This window comes from Mycobacterium sp. IDUB_17, assembly GCF_055419465.1.
This window is the reverse complement of the sequence record NZ_JBVAXS010000002.1, coordinates 1066776-1080098: the sequence shown is the minus strand read 5'-3', so window position 1 is coordinate 1080098 and position 13323 is coordinate 1066776. Positions and strand designations below refer to the sequence as shown.

Here is a 13323-nt window from a genome sequence, read left to right as displayed (position 1 = left end):
CGTCAAGTGCTCACACGCGGTTTCGTGTGGGAGATTTCCGGACCGCGCGGCAGCTCTGGCAACGGCTGGTAGAGCTTCACCTACGCCGCGCCGAAACGCGCCAGGAGCGCTGCGCCCACCTGCGCCGGAACGAGCTGTTCGGCAATGATCAGCCCGGCCGCCACCCCTCGCACGGAGACGTGAAACGCGCAGTCGGCGTGCCGGATGCGTTTGATCGAGCCGAGCTCCAGCGTTTGCAGGTAACCACCGAGCCGCAGGCCGATCCGCTGAGGCCCGAACTCGGCCTCGATCGGAGTGCCCGGCGGAATCAGCCGGCGGAATCGCGTCGGCATCCCCCAGTACATGAAGTACCCGACCAAGCCGACGGCAACGACCATCACCACGACGGCCGGTAACACCGAGGAAGCCGTCAACCCCCCGCCCTTCAGCGAGGTCATGACCAGCGTCAACAGCGGGATACCGACGGCCGACGCAAGCGCGACCCCCGCCTCGGTGCTGTGTCGAGCCGCTGCGGCCAGTTGGTCGGCCAATCCGACGCCGGCAATGCCCGCGGTGCGGGTCACCTGGTCGAGCCCGGCGCCCGGTTGCGCACCGGACACCGTCGGCTGCGTCCGCGGCGGATTCATCGCGGCTGCGCGTGCATATCGGCTCCTGGTGTCCACGAGACAAGTCAGGCCGGACCCTCGGGGTCCGGCCTGACTTGTTCGAAACTCAGCTCTGGTGAGGCACCTCGATGGCGCCGGTCGGGGCGTCGTCCTCGACCGGGCGGTGGTGGCGCGCGGTGGGCTCGTCGCCGAACTGGTGCACCGGCAGCTTGTGCGTGCCCTCGAGGTCGTCGAGGATCGCGGCCTGCGCTGCGGGCGGCAGGGTGTGCAGGATCTCCCGCACGCGGGCCTGGCGGCGGCCCACGGCCTTGCGTTCCGGCATACCGGGAGTCGCCATCAGCTGCGGCGGCACACCCTCGATCTCCTCGACACCGCCGTCGTGCTGGCCGGCGTCGATCATGGCCTGCTCGGCGGCCGCGGTCGCCTCGTCCTTCTCCTCAGACATACCGATCGGCCCAATACGGCGACCGTTGAGGAACTGCTTGACGACGGGCTCCTCGCTGGTCAGCAACACCTCGCGGGGGCCGAACATGACCAGCTGCTTGCGGAACAGCATGCCGATGTTGTCGGGCACGGTCCGGGCGATGTTGATGTTGTGCGTCACGATCAGCACCGTGGCGTCGATCTGCGCGTTGATGTCGATCAGCAGCTGGCTCAGGTAGGCGGTACGGACGGGGTCCAGACCGGAGTCCGGCTCGTCGCACAGGATGATCTTCGGGTCGAGCACCAGGGCGCGAGCCAGGCCGGCGCGCTTGCGCATACCGCCGGAGATCTCGCCGGGGAACTTGTGGCCGTCATTGGGCATACCGACCAGGTCGAGCTTCTCCATGACGATGTTGCGGATTTCGCTCTCGCTCTTCTTCGTGTGCTCGCGCAGCGGGAAGGCGGTGTTGTCATAGATGTTCATCGAGCCGAACAGCGCGCCGTCCTGGAACAGCACACCGAACAGGGTGCGGATCTCGTAGAGCTCCTTGGCCGAGCATTCAAGAATGTTGGTGCCGTCGATGACGATCGAGCCGCGCTCGGGACGCAGCAGGCCGATCAGGGACTTCAGGAACACCGATTTGCCGGTACCCGACGGGCCGAGCAAAACGCTGACCTCACCCTCGGGAACCGTCAACGTGACGTCTTCCCAAATCTTTGACGATCCGAAAGATTTGCTCAGTCCCGTCACATCGATCTGGACGCCCATAAAGATCCTTCCGCCTACGGCTCACCCCGCCACCTGCTGCGGCCTGTGGCTTGAGTCACCATAGCGCACGGGGCACCGCCCACACATGCTTGTCTCCCAATATTCGGGAGTACCCGGACCCGGACCGAATCAATCCAGCTCATACAAGCAAAGAACCCCCGAATCCGTGGGGATTCGGGGGTTCTTGCGGTCCAGTTTTGGACTACTTGACGGTGACGCTGGCGCCGGCAGCCTCGAGCTTGCCCTTGGCGTCCTCGGCGGCCTCCTTGGAGACCTTCTCCAGCAGCGGCTTGGGAGCGCCGTCGACCAGATCCTTGGCTTCCTTCAGGCCCAGGCCGGAGACGATCTCGCGGACGACCTTGATCACGCCGATCTTCTTCTCGCCGGCACCCTCGAGGATGACGTCGAACTCCGACTGCTCCTCGGCGGCCTCGGCGGCGGCCGGGGCGGCACCGGCGGCGGCAACGGCGACCGGAGCAGCAGCGGTGACCTCGAAGACCTCTTCGAACTGCTTCACGAACTCAGAGAGCTCCAGCAGGGTCATTTCCTTGAAAGCGTCGAGCAGTTCGTCGGTGGACAGCTTGGCCATGTTTATGGTCCTTCCTGATTTTTCTTACAGATGTTGGGTGGTTTGTGCGGTTGCGGTTACGCGACAGCGATTGCGGTTAAGCAGCCTCTTCGGCAGCCTTCTTCTCCTGCAGCGCCGCGGCGAGGCGGGCCATCTGAGAAGCGGGCGCGTTGAACAGGCCGGCGGCCTTGGACAGGTTGCCCTTCATGGCACCTGCCAGCTTGGCGAGCAGCACCTCGCGCGACTCGAGGTCGGCGATCTTCTCGACATCGGCGACGGACAGCGCTTTGCCGTCCATGTAGCCGCCCTTGATGACGAGCGCCTTGTTGTCCTTGGCGAACTTCTTGATCGCCTTGGCGGCGTCAACGGGCTCACCCTTGACGAACGCGATCGCCGTGGGACCGGCGAACAGCTCGTCGAGACCTTCAATGCCGGCTTCGGAAGCGGCGCGCTTCACCAGAGTGTTCTTGGCGACGGTGTACGAGGCGGAGTCGCCGAGGGAACGACGCAGCTCAGCCAGGTTCGCCACAGTCAGCCCGCGGTACTCGGTGACGACGGTGGCCGTCGACGCCTTGAACTGCTCAGCAATGTCGGCAACCGCCGTGGCTTTATCAGCCTTGGCCATGCATGCCTCCTTGTGGTGGGTATCGGGCGCTCCACCAACTTGGGGCCGTGAAATGACGAACGCCCCGACGCAGATAGGTCGGGGCGCAGATATACCCAGCACGAAACTGGTCTAGCCTCGTCCTCCTGCGTGGGCCGCCGGGACATTTCCCGGACCTTCAACCGATTGCTCGGTGACCGACGGTCTTCGGTGGAACCCGACCAGAGTAGCCGAACACCTACCAGTCAGCCAAAACGAGCACGCTCGCCGCGCCTCAGCACCCGCCGGCCAGCACCAGGCAGACGAACGCGGCCGCGAGCAATCCGACCCTCAACCAGTGCAATCGGTCCCAGCGGCGGACCAGTTCGTGGAACTGCCCGGGGTCCTCACCGGCGTCGTTACCGCCGAATCCCGCCGCGACGCGGTTGTTGATCGGTACGAGCGTGGTGAGGGTCAGCAGAATGACCAGCACCATCAGCACGACCGGCGCGATGAGCAGGGGCGCGGGACGGAACACCGCGGCGGCGATCATCAGCGCCACCGCTGCCATGTACCAGAACGGCATCGCGGTCCCGAGGATCTTGGCGCCGGTTCCGCGCGCCTGCCGATAGGCGGCGTCGGGTAGCCGATGCAGGATCGGGTTGGTGAACGCGGCGACCCCGAACTCGACGCCCAGCAGCGGCCCGGTGACGATGACGGCGAGAATCTGAACGATTTCCTTCACATCATCGAGCCTGGTCAGTAAGCTGCCAAAAAACAAGGTACTGACAAATTAGTCAGCATATGAAGGGCCGGAGATGGCGGTTTCCAAGAAAGAGGTCGGCGACTGCCCGATCGACGCGACACTGTCGGTCATCGACGGGCGCTGGAAAGGCACCATCCTGTGGCGGTTGGCCGACGGGCCGATGCGCACCGCTGAGTTGCGCCGCAGCATTCCCGACATCACCGAGCGCATGCTCATCCGGCATCTGCACGATCTGGTCGACGCCGGGATCATCGACCGCCACGATGCGGGCACGGTGCCACCGTGCGTGCACTATTCGATCTCCGAATACGGCAAGACGCTGGGCCCGGTGCTAGGTGCGTTGTGCGAGTGGGGTCGCACCCACATGGAGATTCAGAAGCGGAAGCGTCAGTCACGCGCCAGGGCGGCCGCACCGACCAGGCCTGCGTCCCCGCCGAGTTCGGCCGCCACCACCCGGAGCCCGCGCAGGAAGTCCAGCCCGGCGTAGTCCGCCAGCGCCGCACGGACCGGGTCGAACAGCAATGTCCCGGACTTGGCCACTCCCCCGCCGATCACCACCAGGTCCAGGTCGCATACCGCGCCCACCGAGGCGATCATGGCCGCCACCGCGCGGGCGCCACGCTGAAAGGCCTTGATGGCCAGCTCATCTCCGTGATTTGCCGCGTCGCCCAGCGCCTTTGCGTCAGTGCCGGACCAGCCCTGTCGGCGGGCCCAGCGCACCATGCTCGGCCCCGATGCGATGGTCTCGACGCAGCCGTGCCCGCCGCAGGTACACAGCTCACCGCCGTCGGGCGCGACGACGACGTGGCCGACGTGCCCGGCGTTACCGGTGCGGCCGTCGTACGGTGCGCCGTCGAGAACGAGCCCGCCGCCGACCCCGGTCGAAACCACCATGCCGAGCAGGAACTGCGCACCCCGGGCGGCCCCGCACCACTGCTCTCCCAGCGCCATGCACAGCCCGTCGCCGCCGAGTCGCACCGGCAATCGGGCAACGCCGGCAACCCGCTCGACGATCGGAAAGCGTTGCCACTCAGTGATATTGATCGGGCTTACGGTGCCGTTGGGCAAATCGATCGGCCCGGCGGAGGCGACGCCGACGCCGGTCGCGGCTCCGTCCGCGGCCCGCATGGTCTCGCCGAGCAGCTTCTCGACGACAGCCCACACCGTCTCGGCATCACCGTCCGGGGTCGGCAGCTGGGCCCGATGGACCAGCTTTCCGTCGGGATCCACCAGGCCGGCGGCGATCTTGGTGCCGCCGATGTCGAGCGCCAGGGTCACCGGCTGAGTCAGGGTCACGTTGGGCATTCCTAGTGTTTGTGCGTGTTGTCCGGCTGGCGGGGATCACCGGGGTGTTCATACCCGGGGGCGAGTTCCACCAGGGCGGCGCATCGCGCATCGAGCCACTGCCGGTAAGCCTGCCTTCGAGCGGCCGCCCGCAGGTGCGCGGCGATCCGGTCGTGGACCTCGTCAAGGGACGGTGCGACAGGACCCGCGCGCCATCCGTGCGCCCCGGCCTGTGTCTCGGCGAAGCGCAGCGGATTGCGTGCGTGATATCCGGCCACCTCTGCGTCCGAAACATCGACCGCCGCAGTCACATCCGCGAACACCGCCCGGGCCAGGGGGGTGCCCAGCGTGGCGGCGGCGACACTGCCGATCTCCAGCCGGGCCGCGGTGTCGGGGAGCACCTCACCCAGAGCCGGCACACCATCGGAACACAGTCCGCGCGCGGAGGCCTCGCCGTCGACCACCCGTTCGGCCACCGCCAGTTGAGTCAGCCACCGACGCAGCTGACGCCCCTCGCTGGTTCCGGGGCGCGGCAGCGCCGAGACCTGGTTTCCTGCTCGCAGTGTTGCCTCCCTCTCGTCGATCTCCTTGATCGACACCGGTTTTCCGGCCACCTGCGCCACCCAAGCCACCTGGTTCATCGCACCGTGACCTTCACCGCAGGCGAGTAGATCAGCCGCCCGGCACAGCCCACCCGGATCAACGCCCACCACTGGCCCGGCTCGACCCACGATGGCGGCGCGACGTCGAACCCGATCTTGGCGGTACCACCAGCGGGCACTTCGACACCCACCGCCGCAGGCCCCATCCATTCCCACGTTCCCCACGGGCTGATGAGGTGCGCCTCAGCGGTCAGGTCCGCGAGTGCGTCGGTGCCGATCGTGATCGACAGTCGCGCGGTCTCACCGGCCTTGACGTCGACGGCATGTGGATCGGACACCAGCTTGAGCACCTGGGCGCTGGTCTCACCGATCGTGACGACGCAGACGTCCTCGACCACCTGCCGCCACGACGGAGGCAGGGCCGCACCCCCACCGGTCACCACGAGTTCGGCGCGCAACGGGTACAGCCCGGGCCCGGCCCCGGCCGGGATGCTCAGCACCACATCGGTTTCCAGGTGTTCCCCGGGCGGCAGCACATAGGGCAGCTCAGCGGGGTGCACCTCCCACCCGGGCGGGGCGGACAACCTGACCCGACCGTGCAGCGCGTCGTCGGTGCAGTCGCTGGCCGCGGTCAGGCGCACCACGACGTCTGTACCAGGTTGCCCGGCAGTGCTTTCGGGGTGCAGGTATGCGACGGCAGGCAGGCCACCCAACGGAGCCGGACCGCGATTGTGCAGCCAGTACCTGGCATACAACGGCTGCGCCGCCTCGGCTTCCGGCGCCAACCTCCGGTGCTCGGCACGCACCACCTTGGGCAGATTGAGCTGGGTCGACACCGTGGCGATCTGGTAGCCGTGCAGCCTCAGATCCGAAGGCTGCTCGGGCGCCGGCTCCTCCAGCAGGTTCAGGTTCGCGGCGGCCGAGACCGCGCGCAGGCCGGAGCGGAGCGTGACTTCTGCGGAACTACCGGTGATCTCGACCAGACGCGCGGTGACCCCGTCGACCGGATCGGCACTGCGCACGCTGCCCGACGCCAGCGGATTACCGGCCGCCTTGAGTGCACCGAGTTGCACCGACCCGGCGGGCTCGATCTCCAGCAGCGATCCCCACGCCGGCAGCCCGCCACCGGCGTCCGAGTCGACGACCACCGGCTGCAGCGGCCGGTTGAATTCTGCGGCGCTGGGTGCGACCCCCGCGGCCCGCCAGTCACCGGCACCGCTGACCAGTGCGTAGTCGAATGTGTGTGTCCAATGCTGCAGTTGGAAGTTGGATCCGTCCGGTGCCGTGCGCCGTGGCGGGTCGATCCAGGTGCCGGACGGCCAGCCGGTGCAGGACCGCATGAGTGACGTGTGCAGGGTGCCGTCCGGCTCGACCGCGAAGCTCGGCACACCGCGGTTCAGCAGTGCCACGGTGCGGGCCTCGAACGGCTCGGCCGCCGCGGGAGCCTGTTGGGTGACGGCGATTTCGGCCTGCCCCAGCTCATCGACCACCGCATCGAGGTCGCCGGCCAGGATCAGCACCGGCAACGTGCGCACGCCGCGGAGATCGGCGCCGGGCACCCAGTGTTCGATCAACGGCGCGGCGGCAGGCACCCACACCCGAGCCGATCCGGTGGCGTCGATCTGACGTTTGAGCTCATCGGTGTAAGCGACGTCCGCTTCGGCGAGAACAGCTTCGGTGAACGGGTTTTCATCCGGACCGCCGAGAGCGAACCGGGTGTCGGGCAGGTTGGAGTCGACGCTGAGGTCGCCGTACCGCGGCTTGTCGGCGGCACTGCACGTGGCGGTGACGCCGGCCCGCACCAGGGCCACCATCAGATCGCGGGGGTTCACACCGTCGGGAGCGACCACCTCGGCCACCGAGACCGCCCGTACCGCCGCGCCGATGCGCACCCGTACCGCCGAGGACAGCCCGAACCAACCGTAGGCCGGGTTGTCCAGCGTCCACGGGTGTTGCGCGGCGTCAACGGCGTGATGATCCGAACCGTCGTGCAGCAGCCCGAATCCGCGACCGATCACTGCGTCGCCGACTTCGCTCACCGGCAGCGCGCCGGGTACCGGGCAAGGCCACCGAAGCCGGACCAGACGGTCCGCGCCGACGAATTCGTCGATGACGGTGCGGCATTCGACGCGGTCCACACCGGACCAGAGCGTGATGATCTGGGTGTAGCGCAACAGGTCTGGAATGCGGCCTCGCACGATCACCCGCTGCCCGAGTGGGCTCTGATAACACTGCACGTCGTCGGCCGGGCCGGCCGAGGAGCACACCACCGGCCCCGTGGGCAGCAGGTGCCAGGGCCCTTCCCCGGCTTGGGGGTGGGCCGAATACTCCTCGTAGACGGCCAGTTCGTTGCCGACGCCGCCGGCGGCGATGAGCTCGCGCCCGTCGTCCACAAGCGAGCACACCGCCCCGCCGCGGGCCGCGTCGACGCGCAGCCGGTAGCGGTCGTTGGCGATCTCGTCTCCGGCCAGCGGTTTCCAGCCGCGCGCCGTCCCGGAGACGAACCGGTAGGACCGCCAGCCCAGTGACGGCACGTCGCGGGCCAGCCAGCTCACCGTCGCGCCGTCATGCTCGACCAGCACGGGCACGTCATTGCCGTCGCTGTCGAGCACCGCACCGGAGAACGGTTCGTCCAGATGCACCGTGACGATGTCGGTCCGGTTGTGCGCCACCGCGTTCCACACGACTACTGACCCATCGACCGCCTCCGACAACAGGCCCAAGGCGTTGTCCCGAGCGGTGACGCCCAGCTCCCAGGCATCGCGCCAGCCGGTGAGCAGGTCGAGGTAGACCTGGTCGGATTCCGATCCGGTGATGGCGTCGTGATGCGCTCCGTAAGCCAGCTGCACCCACGCCTTGGCCATTGCCGCCTGCGGATAGTCGGCGCCGCCGAGCAGCCCGGCGAACACCGCGAACCGCTCGGCGTCGAGCACCGCATCCTCTGCAGCCCGGTTGGCCTGCTTGGTGTCGATGTAGGAGACGTCCTTGCCGGTGTAGATCGGGTTCATGTCGCGGGTCTGCGGGGACGGCGTGATCCCGCGCTCGTCGATCTCGGCCCGCACCGCGCTGAAGAACTCCGACGGCAGCGCGCACACGAACTTCGGCCAGACGTAGCGCGAGTTCCAGTCGCGGTGGATCTGGGTTACCCATTTGTTGGGCGGGGTGTAGTCGGTGCCGACCGGTAGGAGCACGTTGCGGGTCAACGCAACTCGCTTGAGTTTGGTGAACAGCGTGTAAGTGGATTCCTCGGCCTCGGCCAGTGATGCCGAGGAATCCATCCACCATCCGGCCGAATAGTGCGCAGGCATGTAGTGCGTGAGAAGCCCTCGGCCCGAGGGCGCGATCCACTCGAACTCGCTCGCGAACTGCATGCGCTCGGGGTCGCCGTCGTTCTGCATGGGACCCCACTGGTGATGCGGCCCGCGGGCCCACGAACTGGAGGTCAGGCCGACGTCGGCCGCCATCCCGGGAAACTGCGGGTCGTGCCCGAACACGTCGAGCTGCCAGGCGGTGGCCGGGTCGGCACCCAGCACGTCACGCTGAAAACCCATGCCCGCCACAAAGTTCCGGATCGCGGTCTCCGGGCTCGTGAGGTTGGTATTGGGCTCGTTGTAGGTGCCGCCCATGATCTCGACGCGGCCCTCGGCGATGAACCGGCGCAGATCGGCCCGGTCTCCGGGTCGGGCGTCCCAGTAGGGCTTGAGATAGTCCACCTCGGCCAGCACGAACTTGTACTCCGGAACACGGCGGGCCATTTCCAGGTGTGCGTGCACCAGGTCGAATCCGTTGGTCTGCCGGCACTGACCGGGCGGGTCCTCCGTCCACACGCTGGTGTAGGCGGCCTGGGTATTCCACCAGACAGGGTCGTAGTGGAAGTGGCTGATCATGTACATCGTCCAGCCCGGCTCCGCCACGGTGAACGCGAAGTCGGTGGAGCCCACCCGGGCGCGCCGGATCTCGCCGGGCACACCCCGCTCGACGTCCACCGGTACCTCGACGGCGCCGTCGCCGGGCGCGGCGATCGCCTCACCGGAGAGCCCGTCCCCGCTGACCCGCACGGGCGTCGGCGAGGCACAGGCCTCGTATCGCACCCGAACCAGCTGCCGAGGGGCATCCTCGGGCCCGGCAAACAGCTCCGTCGTCTCCACTGACGTGACGTGCATCTGCAAAACCCTACGACGTCAAGGCACCGAAATGTCGACGACCAGCGCCCGATGATCCGAAATCGGTAAGTGCGGCGCAGCGTATGCGGCAGCGGCCAGCGTGGGGTCGTCGGTGAGGATGTGGTCGAGTTGCGTGGTCGGCGTGTCGGCAGGAAACGTCGGGGCGGCCCCGAGCGGCCGCCAGTGCTCCGGCGCGCCCGAGTTCAGGTCCCCCATGAGAATCCTCGGGCCCGGGAAGCCACCCAGATCCCGCACGAGATGCCGCAGTTGCACCCGGTTCCACCCCGGCACGAACGACAGGTGGGTATTGGCCACCGAGATCGCGCCGAGTGGCGTATCGACGCGGGCCACCATCGCGGCCCGGGGTTCTTCGTGGACGATCCGGAACCGGCGGATCCCCGAGACGTACATCGGGAACCGGACCGGTATCCGCGGGAGCCGCAACACCTGCCAGTTCTCGACCGGGTACCGGGTGAGCAGGGCGATGCCGTAGGCGGCGGTGCCGGGTTGTTCGCGGCCGGTGGCGGCCATCCAGGTGGCACCGGGTGTTCCGGAGATCGCGGCGACGAACCGGTGGTGCACGGCGTTCATCGCGTCAGCGGCCACGGCGGTCAGGTCCGCCTTGCCCGAGCGCGGCTGATCCAGGTCGACTTCCTGCAGAGCGAGGATGTCGGCGTCGAGTTCGGCCACCGCGGCAGCCAATCTGCCCAGGTCGACGTCGCCGTCGTGGACACTGCGCCCGTGCAGGATGTTGAAAGTCGCCAGCCGCATGGGTACTCAGTACCCACAACCGCGCCGGCTCCACCATCGGCGCCCGACAGACCCGGGATCACACATGCTCGACCGCAACGACGCCCTTCGTGACGCACTGAAGCGCGCCGCGGCGGCGTTCAAGGCGCACGGGCCGCAGTTCGCGCTCGCCGGCAGCTACGCGCTGTGGGTCTACGGCGCGCCCGAACCCGTGCACGACGTCGATTTCGTGGTCGCGGAGGCCGACGCCGAGGCGGCCGAGGTGACGTTGCGCAAAGCCGGGTTTCAGATCGTGCACGTCCCCGAGGACTGGTTGTTCAAGGCCTATCCCGACGATGACGTCCTGGTCGACGTGCTCTACCAACTCAACGGGGCCTCGGTGGACGCGGCGACGCTGCGATCCGCCGAGGTGCTCGACGTGCTGGCGATCCGGATGCCGGTCCTGCCGCCGACTCTGGTGGTGTCGGAGAAGCTGTTGTCGCTCAACGAACACCACTGCGACTTCGCGGCGCTGTTGCCGGCGGCCCGTGCGGTGCGCGAGCAGGTCGACTGGGATGCGGTGCGGGTCACGACAGCCGACAACGACTTCGCCGCCGCGTTCCTGGAGCTCGTCGACCGGCTCGGCATCACGTAGTCCGCTGCGAGGCGGCGTGCAGGCGGGCGGCAACAGCACTGACGGCCGTCGCCACCTCGGGTGGTTCGAGCACCTCGAAGTCGTAGCCCACGGTGGCGAAGTACAGCACCATGCGTTCGGAGTCGTCGGCGCCCGCGGTGACGATGCAGGCGTCGGGTCCGTCGGCCTCGACGGTGGCTGATGCCGGTGGAAACTTTTGTGCCACAACCTCTTGCGGGGCGTGGTAGCGGACCCGGGCGCTGTAGCGGTACGGCGAGGCGCTGATCGAGCGGCGCACGTAGTCGGCCGCGTCCGGAGCCTCGCGTGGCACGAACGTGCTGCCGCGGGCCGCCACCGCCGACATCCGGTCCAGCCGCAGGCTGCGCCAGTCTTCGCGGTCACGGTCATAGGTCATGAGGTACCAGCGCCGTCCGGTGGTCACCAGTTGATAGGGCTCCAACCGCCGCTGGGTGTGATTGCCGCGGATGTCGGTGTAGTCGGCGCTGACGTGTTCGTGGTCGCGGCAGGCCCGGGCCAGGGTCATCAGCACCTCGGGTTCCACGGGCGCGTCCGACGAGTTGGGGGCCAGGGTGACGGTCGCGTCGTGCACCGCCGAGACCTGCGAACGCAATCGCGCGGGCATGACCTGGTCGAGTTTGGACAGCGCCCGCAGTGCGGCTTCGCCGACGCCTGCGACGCTTCCGCCGGCGGCCAGCCGCAGACAGACGGCCATCGCGACGGCCTCGTCGGGGTCGAGCAGCAGCGGCGGCAGCGCCGCACCGGCGCCGAGTTGATAGCCCCCGCCCTGGCCCTTGCTGGCGTGGACGGGGTATCCGAGTTCGCGCAGCCGCTCGATGTCACGGCGGACGCTGCGCGTGGTGACGCCGAGGCGGTCAGCCAGTTCCTCACCCGTCCAGGCCCGGCGCGACTGCAACAGTCCGAGAAGCTGCAGTACGCGGCCGGTGGTTTCAGTGCTCACGGCCATGCAAGAAGTGTGCCGCACTTTTAGGACCGAATCTGTCCTATATGCATGAAACGGTAGTCCTATGTGGACAAACCTCCTCGCCGACCAACTGGACTTCCATTGGACCCATCAACTCAGGCCGCGTCTGGACGGCCTGACCGACGACGAGTACTTCTGGGCACCGGTCAAAGACTGCTGGACTGTTCACCCCGACGGCGCTGTCGACTTCAGTTATCCACCGCCACAACCGGAACCGTTCACCACCATGGCGTGGCGCCTGGCGCACGTGATCGTCGGGGTGTTCGCGATGCGCAACCACTCGCACTTCGGCGGGCCGCCGGCTGACTACGAGTCCTGGCCTTACGCCACCGATGCGGCCACGGCCCTGAAACAACTCGACGACGCCTACCGACATTGGATCGACGGGGTCAGAAGCCTCGACGACGATGACCTGAAGAAGCCGTGCGGGCCCGCGGAGGGGCACTACGGCGATGAGCCGATGGCCGTACTTGTTCTGCACATCAACCGGGAGGTAATCCACCACGGCGCCGAAATCGCCTGCATCCGTGACCTTTACGTGCACTCCAACCAAACGACCCACAACAGCTGAGGAGAACTGAGCCATGCCAGGAATGCCCCCACCCGCCGGCGACGAACGTCAGACCCTGATCGATTTCGTCGCCTTTCAGCAGAACGCCTTCTTAGCGGTGGCGCACGGCCTCACCGATGAGCAGGCGCGGTCAACCCCGTCGGTCAGCGCGCTGTCGGTCGGCGGTCTGATCAAGCACGTCACCGCCGTACAGAAGGGCTGGGCCGACCGCGCCGAGTATGCACCGCAGTTCCCGCCGCCGGATCCCCGTCCGTTCGAGGAACAGGCGGCCGACTACGCCGATCTGCACGTCATGCGTGACGACGAGACCCTCGCCGGTCTACTCGAGGCGTTCAAGGCCCAGAATGCCGAGACGCTGCGGGTATTCGCCGAACGGGATCTGGACACCGCGGTCCCGGTCCCCCATGACGTGCCGTGGTTCCCCCAAGACGTCGACCACTGGTCGGTGCGGTGGGTGGCCATGCACCTGATCGAGGAACTCTGCCGGCACGCCGGGCATGCCGACATCATCCGCGAATCCATCGACCGCGCAACGATGTACGAATTGCTGGCCGCCGAGGAGCAGTGGCCCGAGACCGAGTGGATCAAGCGCTGGCGGCCCGCCGAAGTCTGATGGATCTGAG

General features: G+C 67.7%; 14 protein-coding genes. 4 read left to right on the top strand and 10 right to left on the bottom strand.

The window, feature by feature from the left end; translation table 11 throughout:
• Positions 1 to 80 precede the first annotated feature (80 nt).
• The 5 genes from ACZYZ7_RS12460 to ACZYZ7_RS12440 all read right to left on the bottom strand — a co-directional run bounded on the left by ACZYZ7_RS12460 (position 81) and on the right by ACZYZ7_RS12440 (position 3693).
• Positions 81 to 626 carry a hypothetical protein gene (locus ACZYZ7_RS12460; RefSeq protein WP_450071310.1) on the bottom strand — a complete coding sequence of 182 codons (546 nt, stop codon included), beginning with the start codon at positions 624 to 626 and terminating at the stop codon, positions 81 to 83.
• An 85-nt stretch (positions 627 to 711) separates the two neighbouring features.
• The gene (locus tag ACZYZ7_RS12455; RefSeq protein WP_450071311.1) at positions 712 to 1797 is read right to left on the bottom strand and encodes an ABC transporter ATP-binding protein; all 1086 of its coding nucleotides are present in this window, start codon (positions 1795 to 1797) and stop codon (positions 712 to 714) included.
• 202 nt (positions 1798 to 1999) lie between these two features.
• The gene (gene rplL, locus ACZYZ7_RS12450; protein WP_135452819.1) at positions 2000 to 2386 is read right to left on the bottom strand and encodes a 50S ribosomal protein L7/L12; all 387 of its coding nucleotides are present in this window, start codon (positions 2384 to 2386) and stop codon (positions 2000 to 2002) included.
• A gap of 76 nt (positions 2387 to 2462) precedes the next feature.
• Complete coding sequence (gene rplJ, locus ACZYZ7_RS12445) at positions 2463 to 2990, bottom strand: 50S ribosomal protein L10 (protein ID WP_135452818.1); 528 nt, start codon at positions 2988 to 2990, stop codon at positions 2463 to 2465.
• A 253-nt stretch (positions 2991 to 3243) separates the two neighbouring features.
• A complete protein-coding gene (locus ACZYZ7_RS12440) occupies positions 3244 to 3693 on the bottom strand; it encodes an anthrone oxygenase family protein (protein ID WP_463741014.1) in 450 nt (149 codons plus the stop codon).
• 73 nt (positions 3694 to 3766) lie between these two features.
• On the opposite strand from ACZYZ7_RS12440, the gene ACZYZ7_RS12435 reads away from it, so the two are divergent.
• On the top strand, positions 3767 to 4201 hold the full coding sequence (locus ACZYZ7_RS12435) for a winged helix-turn-helix transcriptional regulator (RefSeq protein WP_135452816.1): 435 nt from the start codon (positions 3767 to 3769) through the stop codon (positions 4199 to 4201).
• On the opposite strand, the gene ACZYZ7_RS12430 is transcribed toward ACZYZ7_RS12435, so the two are convergent.
• The 4 genes from ACZYZ7_RS12430 to ACZYZ7_RS12415 are packed head-to-tail and all read right to left on the bottom strand — an operon-like array spanning position 4102 to position 10534.
• Positions 4102 to 5004 carry an ROK family protein gene (locus ACZYZ7_RS12430; RefSeq protein ID WP_463741073.1) on the bottom strand — a complete coding sequence of 301 codons (903 nt, stop codon included), beginning with the start codon at positions 5002 to 5004 and terminating at the stop codon, positions 4102 to 4104. The genes ACZYZ7_RS12435 and ACZYZ7_RS12430 overlap by 100 nt on opposite strands.
• A gap of 17 nt (positions 5005 to 5021) precedes the next feature.
• Positions 5022 to 5639 carry a DUF7158 domain-containing protein gene (locus ACZYZ7_RS12425; RefSeq protein ID WP_450071314.1) on the bottom strand — a complete coding sequence of 206 codons (618 nt, stop codon included), beginning with the start codon at positions 5637 to 5639 and terminating at the stop codon, positions 5022 to 5024.
• Positions 5636 to 9763, bottom strand: a complete 4128-nt coding sequence (locus ACZYZ7_RS12420; RefSeq protein ID WP_450071315.1) for a glycoside hydrolase family 38 N-terminal domain-containing protein — start codon at positions 9761 to 9763, stop codon at positions 5636 to 5638. Before ACZYZ7_RS12420 ends, ACZYZ7_RS12425 begins: the two co-directional genes overlap by 4 nt.
• 18 nt (positions 9764 to 9781) lie before the next feature.
• Positions 9782 to 10534: an endonuclease/exonuclease/phosphatase family protein gene (locus ACZYZ7_RS12415; protein ID WP_167857737.1), complete on the bottom strand. Its 753-nt coding sequence runs from the start codon at positions 10532 to 10534 to the stop codon at positions 9782 to 9784.
• 64 nt (positions 10535 to 10598) lie between these two features.
• On the opposite strand from ACZYZ7_RS12415, the gene ACZYZ7_RS12410 reads away from it, so the two are divergent.
• Positions 10599 to 11147 (top strand): nucleotidyltransferase family protein, encoded by a 549-nt coding sequence (locus ACZYZ7_RS12410; protein ID WP_135452813.1) that lies wholly within the window; start codon positions 10599 to 10601, stop codon positions 11145 to 11147.
• On the opposite strand, the gene ACZYZ7_RS12405 is transcribed toward ACZYZ7_RS12410, so the two are convergent.
• Complete coding sequence (locus ACZYZ7_RS12405; protein WP_450071316.1) at positions 11140 to 12111, bottom strand: helix-turn-helix transcriptional regulator; 972 nt, start codon at positions 12109 to 12111, stop codon at positions 11140 to 11142. The two genes, ACZYZ7_RS12410 and ACZYZ7_RS12405, sit on opposite strands and share 8 nt — an antisense overlap.
• Positions 12112 to 12172: 61 nt before the next feature.
• Between ACZYZ7_RS12405 and ACZYZ7_RS12400 the strand changes: the two genes are divergently transcribed.
• Both ACZYZ7_RS12400 and ACZYZ7_RS12395 read left to right on the top strand, forming a co-directional pair.
• Complete coding sequence (locus ACZYZ7_RS12400) at positions 12173 to 12700, top strand: DinB family protein (protein ID WP_450071317.1); 528 nt, start codon at positions 12173 to 12175, stop codon at positions 12698 to 12700.
• 13 nt (positions 12701 to 12713) lie between these two features.
• Entirely contained in the window at positions 12714 to 13313 is a 600-nt protein-coding gene (locus tag ACZYZ7_RS12395; protein WP_135452810.1) for a DinB family protein, read from the top strand.
• Positions 13314 to 13323: the final 10 nt, after the last annotated feature.

Bases quoted from the DNA above. Each gene is read 5' to 3' on its own strand.
- ACZYZ7_RS12455 (WP_450071311.1), bottom strand. From the start codon at position 1,797: ATGGGCGTCCAGATCGATGTGACGGGACTGAGCAAATCTTTCGGATCG.
- ACZYZ7_RS12425 (WP_450071314.1), bottom strand. From the start codon at position 5,639: ATGAACCAGGTGGCTTGGGTGGCGCAGGTGGCCGGAAAACCGGTGTCG.
- ACZYZ7_RS12395 (WP_135452810.1), top strand. From the start codon at position 12,714: ATGCCAGGAATGCCCCCACCCGCCGGCGACGAACGTCAGACCCTGATC.
- ACZYZ7_RS12420 (WP_450071315.1), bottom strand. From the start codon at position 9,763: ATGCACGTCACGTCAGTGGAGACGACGGAGCTGTTTGCCGGGCCCGAG.
- rplJ (WP_135452818.1), bottom strand. From the start codon at position 2,990: ATGGCCAAGGCTGATAAAGCCACGGCGGTTGCCGACATTGCTGAGCAG.
- ACZYZ7_RS12435 (WP_135452816.1), top strand. From the start codon at position 3,767: ATGGCGGTTTCCAAGAAAGAGGTCGGCGACTGCCCGATCGACGCGACA.
- rplL (WP_135452819.1), bottom strand. From the start codon at position 2,386: ATGGCCAAGCTGTCCACCGACGAACTGCTCGACGCTTTCAAGGAAATG.
- ACZYZ7_RS12460 (WP_450071310.1), bottom strand. From the start codon at position 626: ATGAATCCGCCGCGGACGCAGCCGACGGTGTCCGGTGCGCAACCGGGC.
- ACZYZ7_RS12415 (WP_167857737.1), bottom strand. From the start codon at position 10,534: ATGCGGCTGGCGACTTTCAACATCCTGCACGGGCGCAGTGTCCACGAC.
- ACZYZ7_RS12410 (WP_135452813.1), top strand. From the start codon at position 10,599: ATGCTCGACCGCAACGACGCCCTTCGTGACGCACTGAAGCGCGCCGCG.
- ACZYZ7_RS12400 (WP_450071317.1), top strand. From the start codon at position 12,173: ATGTGGACAAACCTCCTCGCCGACCAACTGGACTTCCATTGGACCCAT.
- ACZYZ7_RS12405 (WP_450071316.1), bottom strand. From the start codon at position 12,111: ATGGCCGTGAGCACTGAAACCACCGGCCGCGTACTGCAGCTTCTCGGA.